The sequence below is a fragment of the Saccharopolyspora shandongensis genome, assembly GCF_900106995.1.
Taxonomy (GTDB): domain Bacteria; phylum Actinomycetota; class Actinomycetes; order Mycobacteriales; family Pseudonocardiaceae; genus Saccharopolyspora; species Saccharopolyspora shandongensis.
In genome coordinates this window covers 88,453-109,768 of the sequence record NZ_FNOK01000013.1, presented here as the reverse complement: position 1 = coordinate 109,768, position 21,316 = coordinate 88,453, and the positions used below count along the sequence as shown (strand labels likewise).

Annotated in this window: 21 protein-coding genes and 1 pseudogene; 8 read left to right on the top strand and 14 right to left on the bottom strand. The window is 69.5% G+C overall.

What is annotated here, in order from left to right; genetic code table 11:
* Positions 1-57 precede the first annotated feature (57 nt).
* The 8 genes from BLW84_RS16315 to BLW84_RS16280 all read right to left on the bottom strand — a co-directional run bounded on the left by BLW84_RS16315 (position 58) and on the right by BLW84_RS16280 (position 7,191).
* Positions 58-1,167, bottom strand: a complete 1,110-nt coding sequence (locus BLW84_RS16315; protein WP_177226500.1) for an AAA family ATPase — start codon at positions 1,165-1,167, stop codon at positions 58-60.
* Positions 1,164-1,436 carry a hypothetical protein gene (locus BLW84_RS16310; RefSeq protein ID WP_093266239.1) on the bottom strand — a complete coding sequence of 91 codons (273 nt, stop codon included), beginning with the start codon at positions 1,434-1,436 and terminating at the stop codon, positions 1,164-1,166. The genes BLW84_RS16315 and BLW84_RS16310 overlap by 4 nt, the downstream gene beginning before the upstream one ends.
* 55 nt (positions 1,437-1,491) lie before the next feature.
* Positions 1,492-2,028 (bottom strand): hypothetical protein, encoded by a 537-nt coding sequence (locus BLW84_RS46215; RefSeq protein WP_143060970.1) that lies wholly within the window; start codon positions 2,026-2,028, stop codon positions 1,492-1,494.
* 195 nt (positions 2,029-2,223) lie between these two features.
* Entirely contained in the window at positions 2,224-3,348 is a 1,125-nt protein-coding gene (locus BLW84_RS16305; protein ID WP_177226499.1) for a tyrosine-type recombinase/integrase, read from the bottom strand.
* 360 nt (positions 3,349-3,708) lie between these two features.
* A complete protein-coding gene (locus BLW84_RS16295) occupies positions 3,709-4,779 on the bottom strand; it encodes an NAD(P)H-dependent flavin oxidoreductase (RefSeq protein WP_093266235.1) in 1,071 nt (356 codons plus the stop codon).
* The gene (locus BLW84_RS16290; protein ID WP_093266233.1) at positions 4,776-5,543 is read right to left on the bottom strand and encodes a CoA-transferase subunit beta; all 768 of its coding nucleotides are present in this window, start codon (positions 5,541-5,543) and stop codon (positions 4,776-4,778) included. The genes BLW84_RS16295 and BLW84_RS16290 overlap by 4 nt, the downstream gene beginning before the upstream one ends.
* Before the next feature lie 2 nt (positions 5,544-5,545).
* On the bottom strand, positions 5,546-6,436 hold the full coding sequence (locus BLW84_RS16285) for a CoA transferase subunit A (RefSeq protein ID WP_093266232.1): 891 nt from the start codon (positions 6,434-6,436) through the stop codon (positions 5,546-5,548).
* On the bottom strand, positions 6,433-7,191 hold the full coding sequence (locus tag BLW84_RS16280; RefSeq protein ID WP_093266230.1) for an enoyl-CoA hydratase family protein: 759 nt from the start codon (positions 7,189-7,191) through the stop codon (positions 6,433-6,435). Before BLW84_RS16280 ends, BLW84_RS16285 begins: the two co-directional genes overlap by 4 nt.
* 81 nt (positions 7,192-7,272) lie before the next feature.
* Between BLW84_RS16280 and BLW84_RS16275 the strand changes: the two genes are divergently transcribed.
* Positions 7,273-8,034, top strand: a complete 762-nt coding sequence (locus tag BLW84_RS16275) for an SDR family oxidoreductase (protein WP_093266229.1) — start codon at positions 7,273-7,275, stop codon at positions 8,032-8,034.
* A 470-nt stretch (positions 8,035-8,504) separates the two neighbouring features.
* On the opposite strand, the gene BLW84_RS16270 is transcribed toward BLW84_RS16275, so the two are convergent.
* The gene (locus BLW84_RS16270; protein WP_093266227.1) at positions 8,505-9,428 is read right to left on the bottom strand and encodes an NmrA family NAD(P)-binding protein; all 924 of its coding nucleotides are present in this window, start codon (positions 9,426-9,428) and stop codon (positions 8,505-8,507) included.
* A 97-nt stretch (positions 9,429-9,525) separates the two neighbouring features.
* Between BLW84_RS16270 and BLW84_RS16265 the strand changes: the two genes are divergently transcribed.
* From BLW84_RS16265 to BLW84_RS16250, 4 genes are all read left to right on the top strand, one after another.
* A complete protein-coding gene (locus tag BLW84_RS16265) occupies positions 9,526-10,092 on the top strand; it encodes a TetR/AcrR family transcriptional regulator (protein ID WP_093266226.1) in 567 nt (188 codons plus the stop codon).
* Between the two features lie 269 nt (positions 10,093-10,361).
* Entirely contained in the window at positions 10,362-11,825 is a 1,464-nt protein-coding gene (locus BLW84_RS16260) for a class I adenylate-forming enzyme family protein (protein ID WP_093266224.1), read from the top strand.
* An 87-nt stretch (positions 11,826-11,912) separates the two neighbouring features.
* The gene (locus tag BLW84_RS16255) at positions 11,913-13,688 is read left to right on the top strand and encodes a DUF3556 domain-containing protein (RefSeq protein WP_093266223.1); all 1,776 of its coding nucleotides are present in this window, start codon (positions 11,913-11,915) and stop codon (positions 13,686-13,688) included.
* A 114-nt stretch (positions 13,689-13,802) separates the two neighbouring features.
* Positions 13,803-15,218, top strand: a complete 1,416-nt coding sequence (locus BLW84_RS16250; RefSeq protein WP_093266221.1) for a phytoene desaturase family protein — start codon at positions 13,803-13,805, stop codon at positions 15,216-15,218.
* A gap of 14 nt (positions 15,219-15,232) precedes the next feature.
* Here the strand turns inward: BLW84_RS16250 and BLW84_RS49895 are convergent, their stop codons facing one another.
* The 5 genes and pseudogenes from BLW84_RS49895 to BLW84_RS50650 all read right to left on the bottom strand — a co-directional run.
* A complete protein-coding gene (locus tag BLW84_RS49895) occupies positions 15,233-15,367 on the bottom strand; it encodes a hypothetical protein (protein ID WP_281247409.1) in 135 nt (44 codons plus the stop codon).
* 43 nt (positions 15,368-15,410) lie between these two features.
* Positions 15,411-16,655: an RNA-guided endonuclease InsQ/TnpB family protein gene (locus BLW84_RS16245; protein ID WP_093266220.1), complete on the bottom strand. Its 1,245-nt coding sequence runs from the start codon at positions 16,653-16,655 to the stop codon at positions 15,411-15,413.
* A 4-nt stretch (positions 16,656-16,659) separates the two neighbouring features.
* Complete coding sequence (gene tnpA, locus BLW84_RS16240) at positions 16,660-17,058, bottom strand: IS200/IS605 family transposase (RefSeq protein WP_093266218.1); 399 nt, start codon at positions 17,056-17,058, stop codon at positions 16,660-16,662.
* Positions 17,059-17,168: 110 nt separating this feature from the next.
* Entirely contained in the window at positions 17,169-17,810 is a 642-nt protein-coding gene (locus tag BLW84_RS49105; protein ID WP_281247411.1) for a hypothetical protein, read from the bottom strand.
* A 41-nt stretch (positions 17,811-17,851) separates the two neighbouring features.
* Positions 17,852-18,199: pseudogene (locus BLW84_RS50650) on the bottom strand (RsbRD N-terminal domain-containing protein); the annotation flags it as partial.
* Between BLW84_RS50650 and BLW84_RS49100 the strand changes: the two are divergent.
* From BLW84_RS49100 to katG, 3 genes are all read left to right on the top strand, one after another.
* Positions 18,198-18,350, top strand: coding sequence for a hypothetical protein (locus BLW84_RS49100; RefSeq protein WP_245761198.1), 153 nt, complete (start codon positions 18,198-18,200; stop codon positions 18,348-18,350). The pseudogene BLW84_RS50650 and the gene BLW84_RS49100 overlap by 2 nt on opposite strands.
* 292 nt (positions 18,351-18,642) lie before the next feature.
* A complete protein-coding gene (locus BLW84_RS16230) occupies positions 18,643-19,059 on the top strand; it encodes a Fur family transcriptional regulator (protein WP_093266369.1) in 417 nt (138 codons plus the stop codon).
* Between the two features lie 17 nt (positions 19,060-19,076).
* Positions 19,077-21,305 (top strand): catalase/peroxidase HPI, encoded by a 2,229-nt coding sequence (katG, locus tag BLW84_RS16225; protein ID WP_093266215.1) that lies wholly within the window; start codon positions 19,077-19,079, stop codon positions 21,303-21,305.
* Positions 21,306-21,316 lie beyond the last annotated feature (11 nt).

The window sequence follows — 21,316 nt, the reverse complement described above, 5'->3', positions numbered from 1 at the left end:
AGAAGTTGGCGAGCCGATGACCTGGGTTTCTGACACTTCTGACGGTTCTGACACGGGTTAGGTGGGCGTGTACCACCCCCGTTTGGACGTGGTGATGAACGCGTCGTCGGCGAGCCGCCGGAGGTAGCGGTACGCGATGTCGCCGAACTTGTTCGCGACATCCTTGGCACTTACGCCGTCGGGATGTTCGCGGACGAACTGAACGATCGCCATCGAGGTTTCGCTCCGACCCTCCGATTCGGACCGTTGGCGGGCAAGCTCTGCGGCTTCGTCAAGGTTCGCGGCGGCGAGGGTCCAGCGTCCCGATTCGGCAAGCGTCACGGCGTACTCGGCTTCGGGAACGTCGCGCCCGGTGACCTTCAGGAGTGCGTCTTTGGCCTGGCGTTTACGGGCAAGGACAAGGATCGTGTCGGCGGCTCCGGCGAGTCCATGTGTGCCGGATACGGAGTCGACGAAGTCGTCCGAGGCGGCCTTGCGGTCGTGATGAAGTGCTGTGACGGTCAGGCCGGGATGCTCGTCGGCAACGGCCTTGATGTCGCCGGAGATCCGGTAATCGCGTTGGTAGGCGCCCTCTCCGGGCATCGCCGGAGGCGTGACCTTCCCGAGCGTGTCGACCACGATCAAGCCGGTATCCGGGTAGCGCTTCAGGAAGGCGCGCATGGTGGCGACGAGACGTCCGGGCCGCACGCGGGTGAGGTAGTGGAATAGCTCCGGGATGGGATGCCCGTCGAGCAAGGCTCGGCAGCGGTCTTGCATCCGGCGGTCGCCGTCTTCGAGCGCGAGGTACAGGACGCGGCGCGGTGGTCCTGTATGGACCTTGCCGAGCGCGTGTCCGCCGCAGGCGACGGCGAGAAGCACTTCGAGCGCGAGCCATGACTTCCCGGCTTTCGGTGGTCCAATGAGGATCGAGAAGCCTTCGGGGACGAGCCCGTCGACGGCGTAGTCCAGCGGCGGGAAATCTTGGGCGTCCAGCCACGCGCCGTCCCGCACACCGTCGAGAAGGTCAGCGTTTCCCGACGGTGTGTCAGAACTGTCAGAAGTGTCAGAAGGCAAGCGTTCCCGCTGGCCACGACGTTGTCGTGTTTCTGACAGTTCTGACACTGCGGGAGGGTCGGCGTCGAACTCATCGATGTCGACCGACCCGTTGTGCTGGTGAGCCAGGCTCACGCGGTACCGCCCCCAACGCTGGCGAGCAGGGCGCGAGCATCGGCGACGGCGCGGTCTCGGCGCCGTCGGCGGCGTTCGATCCGGGCCGACGCGGCGCAGTAACGAAGGTCTTCAGCTTCCGGGGTGGCGATGTCCGCGCAGAGCCGGGCGGCCTGGTCGAGCCCGGGGACGAGCCGGTCGAGGTCGGCGTCCGCCAAGCGCCACAGCGGAAGCTCGACCGGCTTGGGGACTTCGCGGACCGCCGGGGGCGGGATAGGATCGGTGGTCACGTTCGGCTTTCCTTCCCGTGGTTGGTCGATCGGTGCGTGTTCGGTGTTGCGCGGATCAGGCGGGCGCCGGCTGCTGGGCGCCCGCCTTCCGCGTTCTCAGGCGGCCGTCTTGCAGCGCTGCGCGGCGCGGAAACGCTTGTGCCGCTGCTCCTCGGCGCGGGCTTCCCGGCGCTGCACGTAGTCCTGAAGCGACCGCATGAACAGGTAGGCCGGCGCGGGGTCCGGCGGCGGGCTGGAAGATCGCGACGTCGCCGTTGCGGACCATTTCCCGCCACACCGGCTTACGGACGCCGAGCAATTCCTGTGCCTGGTGGCTGGTGACGAGCTCGTTCGGGTCGGCCGACAGAATGGCGGCGGTCTGCATGACAGCGGGCATGCGGGTCCTCCCGTGTGAATCAACAATGCGACGTCCACAGTGGAACTGCTGGTCGTACACGGCGCTGCGTTTTTCGTTGATGCGTGGTGTTTTCCCAGCATCAAACCTACGAGCGTCTTGATGCAACCACGCTGCGAGCGTGCGAAGACGCGGCGACCGATCCTCATGCGACACACGACGCACACGCATGAATTCCCAGAAATGGAACTCAGCCATCGAACACGATTGATGTTGGCGCCGATAAGAATGCCGACTCACGGAACACTTCTCCCGCTTTCGGGAGAATTAGCCTCATCCGCGAGACACGTTCCCGCGCCTCGTGAAGCCGACCCCAAAGGCAATGAATGTGACGTATTTCACAGACGCGAAGGCGCCCCGGAGCGTGGTCGCTCCGGGGCGTTCGTGTGCGGACTAGACGGCTACGAGATGCCGCGTCGGCGGCTCCGGCGGCGTCGTCGGCCGGTCAATGGTGTCCGTCCAGCGGGCGAGGTCTTCGGCCCGGACCCGCTGAATGTAGTTGCGTGTCGTTTTGGGGTTGGCATGTCCGGCGAGCGCCTGCAAGTGCTGGAGCGGCGTACCTTCGTCGCTCAACGTCGTGAGCAGGGTCCGGCGCATGTCGTGCCACACCGCGTCAGGAACGCCCGCCACCGTGCGGGCCCGGTCGAACGCGGCGCGCATGTTCCGGATCCCGACCGGCTCGCCGTCGGGGTAGGCGAACAACCATGTCTGTCCCTGGCGGACGTTGTTGCGGATGTGGTGTTCGAGCGCGGCCGTCAGACGTCGCGTCAAGGGCAGTTCGATCCCGGCGCGGTGGCCTTTGGTGTGCTCGCGCCACACGCCGTCAGGGTCGAAAGAGCCGACCAGCCGGAGCAGTCGGCGGGCGAGGTTCACATCCTGCACCCGCAGCCCGGCGACCTCGGAGATCCGCAACCCGGTGTCACGGGAGACCAGGATCGCCACCCATAGCCGGTACGGCATCGCGCACGTCAGCAGCCCTACCGTGTCGTTGTCGAGTAGTTCCCGTTGCCGCCGCACCTCCGTCGGCAACGGCACCTGCCAGTCCACGGAGCGGACCGTCGTGTACCCGTCGCGGCCCGCCTGGTCGACGATGTGGCCGAGCACGGTCACGCGCCCCTCGCACGTCGAGTGCGACAGTCCGGCGCGGTTGGCCGCCGCCACCACAGACCGGGCCGACGACTCGTCGAGCTGATCGACCCGCACCCGGTCGCCGAAGTGCTTCACCAACTGGCGGGCGATCGAGTGATACCGCTTGCGGGTCGACGGGCGCACGTGCGGGAGCGCGTCGATCGCCTCCGCCGCGTACTCCGCCAGCGTCGGCGCACCCGAGACCGGCGAGAGGTCCGGGTCGCCGTTGTAGAGGCGAACCAGCTCCCGCACCGCCTTGCGAGCGGCGGCCAGTGCCGCGTCTTCGCTGGGGTGCGATCCGGCGCGTTCCTTGCGGCGCGTGATCGGGTGGCGGTACCGGGCGGACCAGTTGCCGGAGGGAAGTTCCTCGGCCCATACCTGCTTACTCATCGCTGAACCTCTCTCGTAAGGTTCAGCGCCATGCACGACCAGGGGGCACGCTAGCCCGCGTGGGACGGCCGCGTCGAGCACGGAAGATGATCTCGTGGGGCGACTCGTGGGGCACGCCCCACGCATCACCCGCATCCGTGCAGGTCACGACCGGTCCCAGCGCGGACCCGCGAAAAGTGCCCGGATGACCTGTCGGCAGACGGCCGGCACGTCGGCCACCTCGACCTCCTGCGCGAACTCGCCGATGGCGAAGTCGGCGAGTGAGGCGGACTCCGGCGGGAATTGCCGCCTGGGCTCCGGGAATTCCGAAGCAGCCCAAGAAGAAGCGGTGCCCACTGCGTCGTGGGCACCGCTTTTCGTTCAGAGGGTGTACTTCTGGGTCTGCCGCAGGCATTCGGCGGCCTCGGTGACCACCCGGTCGATGAGCTCTTCGCAGGTCGGCAGGTCGTCCAGCACGCCGACCACCTGACCGGCGGCGAGCACGCCGGCGTTCGTGTCGCCTTCGACGAGGCCGGCCTTGAGCATCATCGGGGTGTTGGCCGCGAGCACCATCTGCGCCCAGGAGCGGCCGCTGCCGTGCTTCATCGACCGGCCGTCGGCGGCGAGCTCGCGCCAGCTCATCCCGCTCAGCTTCTTGAACTTCAGGGTCCGCCGGATGGTCGGCCCCAGCCGCTTCAGGATGCTCGTCTCCTGCAGCTCCTCCACGAACCGGGTGCGCAGCATGCGGTGCGGCATGCCGTCGACCTTGTCGGTGACGACGGTCCCGTTGACGTCGTGGGAGAGGTACAGCCGCTTCACGGCATCGGGAACGGCGCTGTCCTTGGTGAGCAGGAAGCGGGTGCCCATGCCGATTCCCGCCGCGCCGTAGGACAAAGCCGCCGCGAGGCCGCGGCCGTCGAAGAAGCCGCCCGCCGCGACGACGGGGATGTCGACGGCGTCGAGCACGCTCGGCAGGAGCAGCGTGGTGGGCACCGAGCCGGTGTGGCCACCACCCTCGCCGCCCTGGACCATGACCGCGTCGGCGCCCCACGCCGCCACCTTCTCGGCGTGGCGGGGCGCGCCGACCGAAGGCATCACGACGATGCCGTGGTCCTTGAGCTTGGCGATCAGCTCCTTCTTCGGCGCCAGCGCGAACGACGCGACCTTCACCCCGTGCTCGATCAGCAGGTCGACCCGCTGCGGCGCGTCGCCGGCGTCGGCCCGGAGGTTGACGCCGAAGGGCTGGTCGGTGCGACGCTTGACCGCGATGATCGCCTGCTCCAGCTCCGCAAGGCTCATCGTCGCGCTGGCCAGGATGCCCAGGCCGCCGGCGTTCGCCGTGCCGCCGACCAGGCTCGGCCCGGCCACCCAGCCCATGCCGGTCTGCACGACCGGATGCCGGATGCCGACCAGGTCGCTGAGCGGGGTGCGCAGGAGCTGCTCGGTGCTCATCGGGCGGCCTCCGGCTTGACCTCGCGGTCGCGCAGGTTCTTCGGGTCGATCACCTCGCGGATGAGGGTCAGCTCCGCCTCGGTGGGCGTGCGGGTCTCCGGAACCTCGTCGTCGGCGTGGATCTCGCACCCGCTGGCCGCGCGCACGTCGTCGACGGTGACGCCCGGGTGCACCGAGCGCAGCCGCAACGTGCGGTCGGGGCCGCCCAGGTCGAGGACCGCGAGGTTCGAGACGATGCGGTGGATGTCGTTGTACCGGGCTGCGGCCGGTCCGGCCTGCTCGGCAGCCTTCGGGCCGATGCCGGAGACGATGTCCACCCGTTCCACGAAGACCCGGGGCGCGTGCTTCGGAACCCAGTACGAGGTGCGGTTGTTCGCGGTGTTGCCGGGGGCGCCGCGGGAGCCGAGCAGCTGGCGCTTGGGCTGCGCGAAATCGCCGATCGCCGAGATGTTCTGGTTGCCGTGCCGGTCGATCTGGGTGGCGCCCATCATGACGTGCCGCTTCCCGTAGGCGACCACGTCGAAGACCTTCCGGAACGGGATCCAGCCCTCCACCGCATCGGATGCGCCCCCGAGCTCGGGAACCTCGGCGAGGAAGCGGGATTCACCGTCGGAGATCACCAGATCGGGATTGCTCGTCAGCTTGGCCAGCCGCACTCCCAGGGTGGGCAGCAGGCCCATCGGGCTGCCGAAGATCTCGCCGTCGTCGGCGAACGCGTCGGCGATGGCCGCCGCGCAGATCTCGGCACGCGTCACGTCGGACATCCTCACGCCTCCTGCTCTTCGTGGAACGCCTTCACGGCGGCCTGGTAGTCGTCCTCGGTGCCGCTCAGGAAGCGCCGTTCGAAGGCTTCCCAGGCCGACGGGTCGGCGGCCGCGGCGGCGTAAGCGCGCTGGAACTTCTCGTCCCGCTCGTAGTCCGGGGTGCACGTGCTGAAGTGGGCCCCGTTGGGCGTTTCGACGACGCCGTCGACCATCATCCGGCTGATCAGCAGGCGCTGGACGGCGGTTTCGCGGGTGAGCTCCGCGGTGTCGACGATCCGCTCGCAGGTCACGAACGCCTTGTCGGCCGCCATGCAGAACAGGTCGTCGAAGTAGGGATCCGGGCCGAGGTAGGTGGCGTTGCCGTGCTGGTCCGCGCGGTTCATGTGCACCAGCGCGGCGTCGAGGTGCAGCGCCGGAACGGCGACGAGTTCCTCGAAGACGCCGTCCGCGGCGGGGTACGGGCTGGTCACGGTGCGCAGGCCGGGGTTGTTCACCATGACGTCGGAGCCGAGCCCGGCGCGCATGGGCAGGAACGGCAGGCGCTGGGCGGCGGCGCGCAGCCCGCCCTGGAACATGCCCTCGTCGAGCTCGACGACCTCGGGGATCGTCCGGTTCTGCCGCGCCTGCTGGAAGTTCGGTTCGAGCGGCACGGAGTCCAGCGAGACGAACGCGTACACCAGCTTGCGGATGCGTCCGGCGCGGGCGAGGAGTCCGACGTCGGCGCCGCCCCAGGAGACCAGGGTGAGGTCGGTCAGGTTCGAGCGCAGGATCGCGCGGACCAGCGCCATCGGCTTGCGCCGCGGGCCCCAGCCGCCGATGCCGATGGTCATGTCGTCTTCGAGCCGGGCGACCACGTCGTCCGCGGTCATGCGCTTGTCGCGTGGCTTGCTCATTCGCTCCTCGCTTTCTCGGTGCCGGCGAACCGGTCCCGGTGCTCGTCCGCCACCCCGGCGAGGTTGAGCTCCATGGTGAAGCCCTGCTCGAACCGGTAGCTGCGGTTGACGTCGACGGGGTCGATGCCGTTGATGGCCTCCTTCGCCATCCGGATGACCCGGGTGTCCTTCGCGGCGATCTCGGCCGCGACCGCGAGGGCCGCCTCGTCGAGGCGGTCGCGGGGCACGACTTCGAGGACGGAGCCGTGCCCGACGAGGTCGGTGGCGGGGATGTTGCGGCCGGTGAAGTAGAGGGTGCGCAGCAGGTGCGGCGGAACGAGGCGGGCGAGGTGGGTCGCGGCGCCGAGGGCACCGCGGTCCACCTCCGGCACGCCGAAGTAGGCGTCTTCGGAGGCGACGATCGTGTCGGCGTTGCCGACCAGGCCGACGCCGCCGCCGAGGCAGAACCCGTTGACGGCGGCGATGACCGGCACGGCGCACTCGTAGACCGCCTTGAACGCGGCGTGGCAGCCCCGGTTCGCGCCGATCAGGGCGTCGAATCCATCGGTGTGCTGCATTTCCTTGATGTCGACGCCCGCGTTGAAGCCCTTGCCCTCCGCGCGCAGGACGACGACGTGGGTGTCCAGGTCGGCGCCCGCCTCGTCGAGCGCCGCGGCGAGGTCGAACCAGCCCCGAACGGGGAGCGCGTTGACAGGCGGGTAGTCGACCGTGACGACGCGGATGCCGTCGTCACGCAAGTCCGAGGTGATGCCCATGTGCCACCTTCCGGGCTTCTTGACCTACCATTTGCTTGGTACCCTAACATCTGCTTGGTTCCCGACCCATCGGAGAGACGCGTGGCGGTTCAGCTGGATTTGACGGGACGGGTGGTCCTGGTGACCGGGGGCACCAAGGGCATCGGCCGGGCCATCTCCGCGGCCTTCGTCGAGGCCGGCGCGCAGGTGGTGACGTGCGCGCGGTCCGAAGCGGACGAGCCGGTCGCGGGCACGACGCACCTGCGGTGCGATGTGCGGGACGAGGAGTCGGTCCGGGCGATGATGGCCGACTTGCTCGCGCGGCACGGCCGGATCGACGTGGCGGTGAACAACGCGGGCGGAGCGCCGTACGCCCTGGCGGCGGACGCGTCACCGCGCTTCCACGGCAAGATCATGGATCTCAACTTCTCGGGGCCGCTGCTAGTCGCCCAGGTCGCGAACGCCGCCATGCAGCAGCAGGACACCGGCGGCTCGATCGTGAACATCTCCTCCGTCAGCGCCCTCCGGCCCTCGCCGGGCACGGCTGCCTACGGCGCGGCGAAGGCGGGGCTGGACTCGATCACCCGCTCGCTGGCCGTGGAGTGGGCGCCGAAGGTGCGGCTGAACTCCATCAACGTCGGCCTGTGCCGCACCGAGCTGACCGGCGGCCACTACGGCGGCGACGAGAGCGTCGCGGCCATCGAGCGCACCATCCCGCTGGGACGGATGGCGCGGCCGGAGGAGGTCGCCAACGTCGCGCTCTTCCTGGCCTCCGACCTCGCCTCGTACGTCAGCGGGGCCTCCGTCGAATGCCACGGGGGAGGAGAGCCGCCGGCCTTCCTCTTCGCCACCCGAGCCCTCTGAAGAGCAGGGCGACCGAAGGGGAGCGGGATGTGTTCCCTGGCCTGACTGCGCCACGCGGCCCACGACTGGCCCAGAACACCAGCATGCCGACCGCCCCGGCAACCGAACACCCGGACTGTCGGCTCCCCCTCGGAAATTGCAATCCAGGCGATACGGACAGTCCATTGTGGATTATGGGTTCGCTTGTGGTCGCGGAGCGCGCCAACGTCGCCGCCTCCCGGGGTGCGATGCGTGTTCCCAGGTAGTAGTCACATCGCGTTCACCGCCTTGAGCGCGTTCATCACGCGCCCGCGCAGCGCGTCCGGGACGGCGACCTGGAGCAGTGCCGTCGAACCTCGCATCCCGGCACGCACGACTTGTAGAAGTCGTCGACGTTCGACGGCGCGCGGATCCGGCCCTGGGCGAGTTCCTCGTTGGTCTTCCCGGCTGTCCAAGTAGTTGGGCGCTCGACCGCGGCGATCGGGACCGTGTCAGGCGTCGGCTCGCATGTGCTCCTGCGCCCACCGCTCGAAGCCGGTGAGCGGGATGCCGAGGTCCCTGGCGTACTCGGGCCGGCCCGGCTGCCCGGCCACGTTGAGCCACTCGTGCGAGGCGCCCATCGCGGGCATTCCGGCCGCTAGGGCCTCCTCCTCGGTCATGTCCGGCGCGGACAGCGGCGTGCCCAGTGCGCGGGAGAGGGCCTCGGCGATCTCCGTCATCGACAGGTGGTCGCTCGCCAGTTCCAGCTCGACCTCGTGGAATCGCTCCGGTGCGGCGATGGCCGCGGCGGCCGCCGCGCCGATGTCGTCCACCGCGACCAGGGGCAGCCGGGTCTCGGGGTTCAGGACGCTCACCAGGCCGCCCTCGATGCCGCGCGGGAACAGGTAGGCCATGGACGGGAGGAAGTTCTCCATGAAGAAGACCGGCTTGAGGAGGGTCCAGCGGGGGAAGCCGGCCGCACGGATGCGGTCCTGGATCGCGCTTTTCGCGCCGAGGGTGGGTTCTAGCGCCGCCCAGCGTCCTTCGGCCCAGCCGGGAGTTTCGGTGTGCTGGCCGGCGCCGGAGACGGAGGTGTGCACGAACTGCGGGACTCCGGCGGCCAGTGCGGCCTCGACGAGGTTGACGCCCTGGGTCACCTCTCCGGCGAAATCGGGGCCTTCGTTGGTCATCTCGGGCATCTGCACGGAGAAGACGGCGCGGGCGCCCTCGGCGGCCCGGAGCACGGAATCGCGGTCGTGAAGATCGCCGGTGACCAGTTCGGCGCCGAGCGCCTCGACGGCCTTTGCCCGATCGGTGGCCGGATCTCGCACCAGGGCGCGGACGGGAACGCCTGCCGCCAGCAGGGTGCGGGCGGTGGCGCCGCCCTGCTTGCCGGTGGCGCCGGTGACCAGGACGGGTGCGGAAGCTGCGGACATGGTGCTCCTCGTTCGGAACTTAAACGGCGGGGCCCGCCGTTTTCGTTCGAGTACGATACGGCGGGGCCCGCCGTTTAGCAAAACTGGAGGTGACGTCATGTCCGAGCGCCAGCGCGCGGACGCCCGGCGCAACTACGCGCGCATCCTCGCCGTGGCCGCGGAAGAGGTCGCCGTCCAAGGCGCCGGCGCCTCCCTGGAACAGATCGCCCGCACCGCGGGGGTCGGCTCGGCGACCGTGCGCCGGCACTTCCCGACCCGCCGCGCACTGCTGGAGGCGGTCTCCCGGGAACGGATCGAGGTCCTGCGCGCCCGCGCCCAGGAACTGACCGGCGAGGGCGACAGCCGTGACGCGCTGCTGGAATGGCTGGGTGAGGTCGTCGCCTACTGCGTCTCCGCCCGGGGACTGGCGGCCGCGCTGGCCTACGACGGTGCCGGGACGGACCCGGCGCACGAGAACAGCTGCTCGGCGGCGCTGGAAGAAGCGGCAGGTCCGCTACTGCACCGCGCCGCGCAGGACGGCGCGGTGCCGACCGCAGTCACCGTCGCGGACCTGATCACGCTGATCGTCGGCATCGCCCTGGCCACCGAGCACTATCCGGACCCCGCAGCCCAAGCCGACCGGCTGTTCCGGCTCGCTGTGGCGGGGCTGAGCCCACAGGCGTGATCTGGTTGCTGCCCAAAGGGATTCGGGAATGAGCTCGGTCCCCTGCCCGGTCGAGCAGGGGACCGAGCGATCGTCGGACGACCCGAATGCTTTGTGCACGATGCTGTCCATCCGCCGACGAGGCGAACGTCGGCGTCGCCGAGTCCTCCGCCGCGGCCGGTTGTCGATCGTGCACAACGGCGTCTCGGGTCTTCGGCGATGCTGGATATGGGCGCGGCTGCTCGGCGCTCCTAGTGTTCCGGGTCACGTACACCGCAATGGCGAGGTGAATGGTGACTTTCGGATATCTGCCCTGGACCCGGCCTGGCCGGGACGCGTCGCGTCCGTGCCTGCGGGACGCGCGCCACGAGTACAGCTACGCCGAGGTCGTGCGCCGGGTCGACGCGGTCGCGGGTCAGCTCGCCGGCCGGGGGATCGGGGCCGGGGACGTGGTCGCCGTGATGCTGCCCAACCGCATCGAGCTGCTCCTGGTGCTGCTGGCCGCCTGGCGGCTCGGCGCCACGGCGACCCCGCTCAACCCCGCCTTCACCGCGAACGAGGCCGAGTTCCAGCTGATCGATTCGGGCGCCAAGCTCGTCGTCAACGCCGGGCCGGACGCCCCCACGGGCGGGCTGCCGTCGATCGCGGTGGACGACCTCGCCCGGCCGGGCACAGAGGTCGGACTCCCGCAGCACGATCCGCGGGGCGCGGACCTCGCGCTGCTCGTCTACACCAGCGGTTCCACCGGGCGGCCCAAGGGCGTGATGCTGACGCACGCGAACCTGCACGCGATGGCGTCGATGATGGTCGACCACTTCGGACTGACCGAGGCGGACCACTGCCTGCTGGTGCTGCCGCTGTTCCACGTCAACGCGATCTGCTTGAGCTTCCTCGCCAGCATGCTCGCCGGCGGGCAGCTCACCGTGCTCGAACGGTTCGGCCCGGCGCCGTTCCTGGCCGCCGTCGAGCACCACCGGCCCACCTACTTCGCCGCCGTGCCAACGATTTACGCGCGGTTGGCGGAGTTGCCGGAGTCCGTGCGCGCCGACACGAGCTCGCTGCGCTTCGCCGTCTGCGGCGCCGCGCCGGTGTCGCGGGAGCTGCTCGAACGCACCGAGGAGCGGTTCGGTTTCGTGCTGGTCGAGGGCTACGGGCTGACCGAGGGGACGTGCGCGTCGACGTGCAACCCGGTCGACGGCGTGCGGAAGCCGGGCACGGTCGGCCCGGCGCTGCCAGGTCAGCGGATCGCGGTGCTCGGCCCCGACGGCGAGCCGCTGCCCACCGGCGCGGTGGGGGAGGTCGTCATCTCCGGCCCGAACGTCATGGGCGGCTACCTGAACCGCCCCGAGGACACCGCGGCGACGCTCGCCGGCGGCCGGCTGCGCACCGGTGACGTCGGGTGGATCGACGAGGACGGCTACCTCACCCTCGTCGACCGGATCAAGGACATGATCATCCGCGGCGGGGAGAACCTGTACCCCAAGGAGATCGAGGCGGTCCTGCACGGGCACCCGGACGTCCTCGAAGCGGCCGTCGTCGGGGCGCCGCACCCCGTCTACGGCGAGGTGCCGGTGGCGTGGGTCGTCGCCTACCCGGGCACCTCCCCGACCGCCGAGGACCTCTTCGAACGCTGCCGGCGAGACCTCACCAAGGTCAAGCACCCGGTGGCGATCCACCTGGTCGACGAGCTGCCGAAGAACCCTGTCGGCAAGGTCGACAAGCCGCGCCTCCGCGAGCTGGCCGTGCGCTCGTAGGCGATTCCAGTCGGCATTCCCCGCCCGAACGCGGTTTCCGGGCGCGATCCGTCGTGCCCGGACGAATTCGCTCGAGAGGTGAGAACAATGGGGTTCAAGACAGGCGATTTCCCGCCCGTGGACCTGGAGACCTTCCTGGACAAGCCCCTCCGGGAGCGGTTGAAGGCGCTGGCCCTGCACTGGGTGCAGTCCGGTTTCGGGTCGCCGAAGATGATCCCGGCGACCTACGTGGTCAAGCTGCTCTTCCTGCACGTCCTGGCCGGCACGGCGCTGGCGACCTGGACCTCCGGGGCCGGGCCGTTCTGGGACGTGGGGAACTGGTGGGACGAGCCGATCGTCTACCAGAAGCTCGTGCTGTGGACGGTGTTCCTCGAAGCGTTCGGCGTCGCCGGATCCTGGGGCCCGATCGCCGGCAAGTTCAAGCCGATGACCGGCGGCGTGCTCTTCTGGGCGAGACCGGGCACGATCCGGCTGCGCCCGTGGCGGCGGGTGCCGTTCACCGGCGGCGACCGCCGGACGGCGTTCGACGTCGTCCTGTACCTGGCATTCCTCGCGAGCCTGCTGGCGGCCGTCCTGCTGCCCGGGGTGCCGAGCGCGTCGCTGAGCGCGGTGCTCCCGGACAACACCGCCGGCCTGGTCGCCCCGGCGCTGCTGATCGCGCTGTACGTGCTGAACGGGTTGCGGGACAAGACGATCTTCCTGGCCGCGCGCGGCGAGCAGTACCTGCCCAGCTTGGTGTTCTTCGCCGTGCTGCCGTTCGGCGACCTGATCATCGCGGCGAAGCTGCTGATCTGCGCGGTGTGGATCGGCGCGGGCGTGTCGAAGTTCGGCCTGCACTTCACCAACGTCGTGCCGCCGATGGTGTCCAACAGCCCGTGCGTGCCCGCAAAGTGGCTCAAGCGCGCGCATTACCGCGACTTCCCGCGCGACATCCGGCCATCGGGCCTCGCGACGTTCATGGCGCACGTCGGCGGCACCACCGTGGAGATCATCACGCCGCTGGTGCTGCTGTTCTCCACGAACCACTGGCTCACGCTCGCCGGGGTGGCGCTGATGGTGGTGTTCCACCTGTTCATCACCTCGACGTTCCCGCTGGCCGTGCCGCTGGAGTGGAACATCCTCTTCGGCTACCTCGCGATCTTCCTGTTCCTCGGCTTCCCCGCCTGGGACGGCTACGGCGTCGGCGACATGTCCTCGCCGTGGCTGACCGCCGCGATCGTCGCCGCCCTGGCGTTCTTCCCGGTCCTGGGCAACCTGCGTCCCGACCTGGTCTCGTTCCTGCCGTCGATGCGGCAGTACGCGGGCAACTGGGCCTCGGCGCTGTGGGTGTTCGCGCCGGGCGCGGAGGAGAAGCTCAACTCGCTGCCGCACCGGCCGACGGAGAACCAGGTCGACCAGCTGCGGGCGATGGGCTATCCGCCGGTGGTCGCGGAGATCACGATGCAGCAGACGATCGCCTGGCGGTCGATGCACAGCCAGGGCCGCGGCCTTTTTTCGGTGCTGCTGAAGAACGTGCCCGACCTGGACCGGCGCACGGTGCGCGAGGCCGAGTTCGCCTGCAACTCGCTGATCGGCTTCAACTTCGGCGACGGCCACCTGCACGACGAGGACCTGATCCGCGCGGTGCAGTCCCGCGTCGGGTTCGCCCCCGGCGAGTGGCTGGTGGTGTGGGTCGAGTCGCAGGCCATCCACTCGAAGGTCCAGCGCTACAAGGTGATCGACGCCGCGCTCGGCGTGATCGAGCGCGGCACCTGGAAGGTCTCGGACGCGGTGGCCGCCCAGCCGTGGCTGCCGGACGGGCCGATCCCGCTGGACGTCACGTGGGCCCGCGAGCCCGATCCGGCGGTCCGCACGACCGCCTGACCGCAGGCCGGGCCGATCGGTCTGCCGGCTGGAAGACTCCGGGGCGGAGGGCGAAACCGGCCCGCCCTCCGCCCGCCCAGGAAGCGCACGACACGACCCCGGGAGGGAATTCCGATGAGCACCGCGACCGTGATCGGCAGCGGCCCCAACGGGCTCACCGCCGCCGCCGTCCTGGCCCGGGCGGGCGTCGAGGTCACCGTGCTGGAGGCGGCCGACGAGATCGGCGGCGGCACCCGCACCATCGAGGCGATCGTGCCCGGCCTGCTGCACGACCACTGCTCGGCGACGCACCCGATGGCGGTCGGCTCGCACGTCCTGCGCGATCTGGGACTCGACCGCCACGGCCTGCGCTGGCGCCTGCCGGAGATCGACTGCGCGCACCTGCTCGACGACGGCACCGCCGGCGTCCTGCACCGCTCGGTGGCCGAGACGGCCCGCGGACTGGGACCCGACGGCCGCCGCTGGCGCGCGCTGTTCGAGCGACCGGCCCGCGGCTACGACGCGCTGAGCGAGGACATCCTGCGTCCGATCCTGCGCCTGCCGCGGCATCCGTTGCGGCTCGCCCGGTTCGGCATTCCGACGCTGCTGCCTGCGACGGCGCTGGCGCGGATGTTCCGCACCGAGCAGGCGCGGGCCTTGTGGCTCGGTGTGGCCGCGCACGCGTTCCGGCCGCTGGACCTGCCGCTGTCCTCGGCGATCGGGCTCGGCATCCTGACCGCCGGCCACCGGCACGGCTGGGCGGTCGCCGAGGGCGGTTCGCGTGCCATCTCGGATGCGCTGGCCGAGCTGCTGCGGGAGCACGGCGGGAAGATCGAGACCGGGGTCGTGGTGCGCTCGGCTGCGCAGCTCCCGCCGTCGGACGTCGTGGTGTGGGACGTCGCGCCGACCGCGGTGGCCGACGCGCTGGGCGACCGGCTGCCCGCGCGGATCTCCCGCGCCTACCGCCGGTTCCGGCGCGGGCCCGCCGCTTTCAAAATCGACTTCGCGGTCGAGGGCGGCGTGCCCTGGGCCGCGGAGCACGCCCGGCGGGCCGGTTCGGTGCACGTCTGCGGCACCGCGGCGGAGGTGGCGGCGGCCGAACGGGCGGTGCACGCCGGGCGGCTGCCCGACCGGCCGTTCGTGCTGGTCGGCCAGCAGTACCTCGCCGACCCGACGCGTTCGGTGGGCGATGTGCATCCACTGTGGACCTATGCGCACGTCCCGCACGGGTACACCGGCGACGCGACCGAAGCGATCATCGCGCAGATCGAGCGGTTCGCCCCCGGGTTCCGGGACCGGATCGTCGGCACCGCGGTCCGCACCCCGGCCGGATTCGCCCGGGAGAACGCCAATTTCGTCGGCGGCGACATCCTGACGGGCGCGAAGGACGTCCGGCAGCTGACCTTCGGCCCCCGCACCACCCTGCAGCCCTACGACGTCGGGCTGCCGGGCCACTTCCAGTGCTCGGCGGCGACCCCACCGGGGCCGGGCGCCCACGGCATGTGCGGCGCGAACGCGGCCGCCCGCGCGCTGCGCCACCTCCGCCGCTGACTCTCCGCCGGGAGTCAGGGGTGGTCTGGTTGGTGGAGGACGCGTTCTCCCAGGAAGTGGCAGACCTCCAGGGCCAGGGCGACGTCCATCCGGTCGTAGGAGGTCGGCGTGCTGCCCTCGCCGAAGACCTTGTTCATCCGGTACTTCACCGTGTGTGTGTTCCGGTGCAGGTGCTTGACGTCCTCCCCACGCCTAAATGTGGGGGGTTCCAATCAGCTCTAGCGCTGGTCGGCGCGGTACTTCCTCACGGTTTCCCGCTGGTTCCTGCTTCACGGACCGGGCATTCCCGAGGTCTCCACAGGCTGACACCGCCCGTCCGGCGGCGAGGATGTTCTTCGCTGCGTTGACGTCGGCGTGCTCCGCGTGTCCGCACTGGGTGCACCGGAACCGCGCTTGGCTCTCACGCGATTTCGGGTCCACAACGCGGCATGCTGAGCACGTCTGAGACGTGTACGCAGCAGGTACTTTTACGATCTTGGTTCCCGTGTACCGGGCAACGTTTTCCACGGCGAGCTGAAGCTTGTGCCAACCCTTGTCCAGGATCGACCGGTTCAACCCGGACTTCTGCGCAACTCGCTTACCCGGTTCTTCGGTGGTGCCCTTGGCTGAGGCAGTCATGTTGCGGGTGCGCAGATCTTCGATGGCGACCAGCACGTTGTGGGTTGCGAGCTGGTGTGCGGTTTGGTTGCAGAAGTCGTCCCGACGATCGGTTTCACGGCGCTTGATGCGCCGCGCCTTAGCGAGGGCCTTCTTGCGGTTGGTCGATCCACGTTGTTGGCGTGCGAGTTTCTGCTGCAACCTCCGGTAACGCTTGGCCTCACCCTTGGTGCGGAACTCCCGGTCCAACAGGTCACCGTCACTGGTGGCCACAGCGGTTGCGACGCCTCGGTCAACACCGACACCGCTGTTGGGTGCGGCGTGCCGCTCTGGGGTGGTGGCTCCGTCCTCAACGAGGAACGACACGAACCAGTCGGCGCCGTCGCGAGACACCGTCGCGGACCTCACCATGCCGTCGAGTGCGCGGGACCAGCGGAACCGCACCCATCCCAGCTTCGGGAGTTTCGCCCGCCCCCACTTGCGACCCAACCGCTCCACGGTGATCTGTTTCCCTGCGGGAAACCGGAACGACGGCGACCACCGACGCCCAGAACGCCACCTCACCCGGAACGTGCCGTGTGCACGGCACGCCCGGTCAAGGTCCATAAGGGTCTGCTGCAGGACGTGCGACGGGGCCTGCTTGAGCCAGCCGTGCTCGGTTTTCGCGTCGGCGAGCTGGGTGGCTTGTTCGTTGTAGTTGATCCACGCACCCCGCCTGCGGCACTCCCGGCGCTGTTCCAGTGCGGTGTTCCACACGCTCCGGCAGATCCCGCCGAACAACTCGCACTGCTCAGCCTGCTCCGGCGTCAACGACAACCGATAGCGACGTCCCGTCAGCATCGTGTCACCGGGTTTTCTGCTGCTCGACATACCGCTTGATCGCCGACAGCGGAGCAAGGCCCACGGTCGCGACGAAGTAGCTGTTAGTCCACAGTGTCGGCAGTTTCGACCGCAGCCACGGAAACTCATCCCGCAACACGCGCGACGAACGACCCTTGATGGCCTTGACCAGGCGGTGAACCCCGTACTGCGGGTCAACTTCAACGAGAATGTGCACGTGGTCGGGCATGGTTTCTAGCTCCACCAGCCACGCCCCTTTCTCGTCAACAACTTCGCGGATGACCTGTTTCAGTCGTTCTTCCATCTGGCCACCGATGACCCGGCGCCGGTACTTCGGGCACCACACAACGTGGAACGCGCACTGGAAGGTGATGTTCGCGTTCGATCGCAGCGTGACGGCCATACCTAACAATATACAACATGAAGCTATCTAACGTTGGCTGAGTTACCACTGGACGCGTCGAGCTGGGATTTGATGCGCTTACCCCACGGATAAATCCGGGAGTCTGCGCGCTACGATCTTTCGATCAGTTCCGCGGTCCGGGCGTAGTTCTCGCCGGTGCGGAAGAAGAAGCGCATCGTCTCCCGCAGCGTGGCGGCGTGCTCGTTGGCGACGGCGAGCTGGCCGAGGACGTCGCGCACCCACTGCCGGGTCTCGTCGACGTCCTTGGCGAGCATGGACACGATCGCGACGCCCTGGTCGCCGAAGCCGACCGCCGGCGGCGTCTGGTCGTCCGGCGACGCCAACGCCACCGACCGGGCGGCCTGGGCCTGCGCGTGCGAGCGCCGGAATCCGGCGGTTCCGCGGCCGGGCAGGCCGAGCGCGATGCGGCAATCACCCGCCTCCTCGGCGAAACGGCGGACATCGGCCATGCCGATCGCCTCCGTGTTCCTCCCGCGCGGGATCCACGCCCACAGCGTGGCGCGATTGATGGCGGTGACGATCGGCGGACCGCACGAGTTCCAGCGGACCGCGAGGCTTCGCGCGCGTCCTTCGAGGGTGCGCAGCTGATCGGTGGACGAGTCGGGGCTCCAGATGATCGCGGCGATGTGGAACTGCCCAGCCGGTAGGCCGTTTCGGCTTCGAAGGCCGCCGCGGGCAGGGGATCGTCGCTGAGGATCTTGTGCACCACGCTGCCGCGCGTGTTGTTCCAGCGCTTGCGCTCCTCCTCGTAGGCGTCGATGACGTACAGCGAGATCCAGTCGATGTACTGGTAGACCACGCGCGAGATGTGGTGCAGCACCAGCAGCCGGGTGTGGGCGGAGCAGTCGAGCCGTCGCACCTCGTCGTAGACGTGCTGGATCAGGTAGTCCTGTCCCATGTGGTAGGCGCGCACCAGCGAGTTGCCGGGGATGTCGCGCTGCGCCAGGCGAGGCGCGTACTCCACCGCCGCCGTGGTCGGCTGCAGGTGCTCGATCGGGATGTGGTTGGTGAGCACGTGCACGATCGTCTTGATGTTGGCATCGACGCTGGCCAGCAGCAGCTGCACGAGGTAGCCGTCGGAATCCAGCTTGTCGATGCGGTGCGCGAGCAGGTCGCTCATGTCCCGCGCGAGACCGGGCAGCTGGTCGTTGAGCCGCCGCGCGGTCTCGGAAACCAGAGACCTGACCTCCGGGTCGGCGTCGCCCGTCATCGCGGACAACGCCCTCGACGCAGCTGGGGACACCGCTGTCACCTCCGGGCAGGCCCTGTGAACTGGGCACAAGCCCATGGCTCGGCCGTGTGCCGTTCCACGGCGCGCGAGCACAAGATCGGCGGTCCATTTGTGCACGAGTGACAATCTGGGCCGGGCCACCTTCGGACGCGCGGGGGAGCGCGGCCGGGCTCGCGAGATGCTTACCGGTCGTGTTCGCCGTCGAGGCGAGCGCGGGGGAGGCCACGTGCACGTGGGAGCGGATCCGCGTGAGGCGAGGTTCACTCTTGATTAGTTCCAGAAAGTTCTGGCAGGCTCTGCTCGTGCCAACGACCACTGCGGACCTCGAGCACATGTTGCGCAAGGCTGCGCTGCGCGTGACCCGCCCTCGGGTCGCGGTGTTGTCGGCGGTGCGTGCACATCCGCATGCCGATACGGACTCGATCGTCGGTGTCGTGCGCAGAGAGCTCCCGAAGGTTTCCCGCCAGGCCGTCTACGACGTGTTGCGCGCCCTGACCGAAACGGGTTTGCTCCGTCGCATCCAGCCGATGGGGTCCGTGGCCCGCTACGAGGCGCGAGTCGGGGACAACCACCACCACCTCGCGTGCCGGTCGTGCGATGCCATCGTCGACGTCGACTGCGCGGTTGGTGTCGCGCCCTGCCTGGCCGCCTCCCATGCCCACGGCTTCACGATCGACGAGGCCGAGGTCATCTACTGGGGCCTGTGCTCCTCCTGCTCACCCGACCCCGCCGCTGAACAGAACAGCTGAATCTGAAAGGGACTCCCGTGACTGACAGCCCCGACGCCGTTGTTGGAGACAACAAGGAGGCGAGCGCAGGCCAGTGCCCGGTCGCGCACGGGCGCGCCCCGCACCCGACCCAGGGCGGGGGGAACCGCCAGTGGTGGCCGAACCGGCTCAACCTCAAGATCCTCGCGAAGAACCCCCCGGTTGCCAACCCGCTGGGTGAGGAGTTCGACTACGCCGCGGAGTTCGAGACCCTCGACCTGCCCGCCGTCAAGCGGGACATCGAAGAGGTCCTGACCACCTCGCAGGACTGGTGGCCTGCCGACTTCGGTCACTACGGGCCGCTCATCATCCGGATGGCGTGGCACAGCGCGGGCACCTACCGCATCAGCGACGGCCGCGGTGGCGCCGGCGCCGGTCAGCAGCGCTTCGCGCCGCTGAACAGCTGGCCGGACAACGTCAACCTCGACAAGGCCCGCCGCCTGCTGTGGCCGGTCAAGAAGAAGTACGGCCAGAAGATCTCCTGGGCCGACCTGCTGATCCTGGCCGGCAACGTCGCGCTGGAGTCGATGGGCTTCAAGACCTTCGGCTTCGCCGGTGGTCGCGTGGACGTCTGGGAGCCCGACGAGGACGTGTACTGGGGCCCCGAGACCACGTGGCTCGACGACGAGCGCTACACCGGTGACCGGGAGCTTGAGAACCCGCTGGCCGCGGTCCAGATGGGCCTCATCTACGTCAACCCGGAGGGCCCCAACGGCAACCCGGACCCGATCGCCGCGGCCCGCGACATCCGCGAGACCTTCCGCCGCATGGCGATGAACGACGAGGAGACCGTCGCGCTGATCGCCGGTGGTCACACCTTCGGCAAGACCCACGGCGCGGCGCCGGACAGCAACCTCGGCTCCGACCCCGAAGGCGCCGCCCTCGAAGAGCAGGGCCTGGGCTGGAAGAACTCCTTCGGCACCGGCAAGGGCGCCGACACCATCACCAGCGGTCTCGAGGTCACGTGGACCTCGACGCCGACGAAGTGGACCACCAACTTCCTCTGGAACCTCTTCAGCTTCGAGTGGGAGCTGACCGAGAGCCCGGCCGGCGCGAAGCAGTGGAAGCCGAAGGGCGGCGCGGGCGAGGGCACGGTGCCGCACGCCCACGATTCGTCGAAGCGGATTGCGCCGAGCATGCTGACCACCGACCTCTCGCTGCGGTACGACCCGGTCTACGAGCCGATCGCGCGGCGCTTCATGGAGAACCCCGACGAGTTCGCCGACGCGTTCGCCCGGGCGTGGTTCAAGCTCACCCACCGCGACCTGGGGCCGAAGTCGCTCTACCTCGGCCCGGAGGTGCCTGCGGAGACCCTGCTGTGGCAGGACCCGCTCCCCGCGGTCGACCACGAGCTCATCGGCGCCGAGGACATCGCCGGCCTGAAGGCCCGGATCCTCGACTCGGACCTGAGCGTCTCGCAGCTGGTTTCGGCCGCGTGGGCGTCGGCCTCGACGTTCCGCGGCAGCGACAAGCGCGGTGGCGCCAACGGCGCGCGCATCCGCTTGGAGCCGCAGAAGGGGTGGGAGGTCAACAACCCCGACGAGCTGGCGAAGGTGCTGAGCGCCCTGGAGGGCGTCCAGGAGTCGTTCAACGCCGCTCAGACCGGCGGCAAGAAGGTCTCGCTGGCCGACCTGATCGTGCTCGGTGGGGCTGCGGCCGTCGAGCAGGCGGCCAAGGCCGCGGGCTACGACGTCGAGGTGCCGTTCGCGCCGGGCCGCGTGGACGCGTCGCAGGAGCAGACCGACGCGGAGTCGTTCGCCGCGCTCGAGCCCGCTGCGGACGGGTTCCGCAACTACCAGGGCAAGGGCAACCGGCTGCCGGCCGAGTACCTGCTGCTGGACAAGGCGAACCTGCTCACGCTGAGCGCCCCGGAGGCGACCGTGCTCGTCGGCGGTCTCCGCGTCCTCGGCGCGAACTACGACGGCTCGGCGCTCGGTGTCCTCACCGGCACCCCGGGCAAGCTGACCAACGACTTCTTCGTGAACCTGCTCGACCTGGGCACCACGTGGAAGCCGGCGTCGGAGGACGCCCAGACCTTCGAAGCTCGCGACGACTCCGGCGAGGTCAAGTGGACCGGCAGCCGCGCCGACCTCGTGTTCGGCTCGAACTCCGAGCTGCGGGCGCTCGCGGAGGTCTACGCGAGCGATGACGCGAAGGAGAAGTTCGTGCGCGACTTCGTCGCCGCGTGGGACAAGGTGATGAACCTCGACCGGTTCGACCTCGCCTGATCCCGACGTCC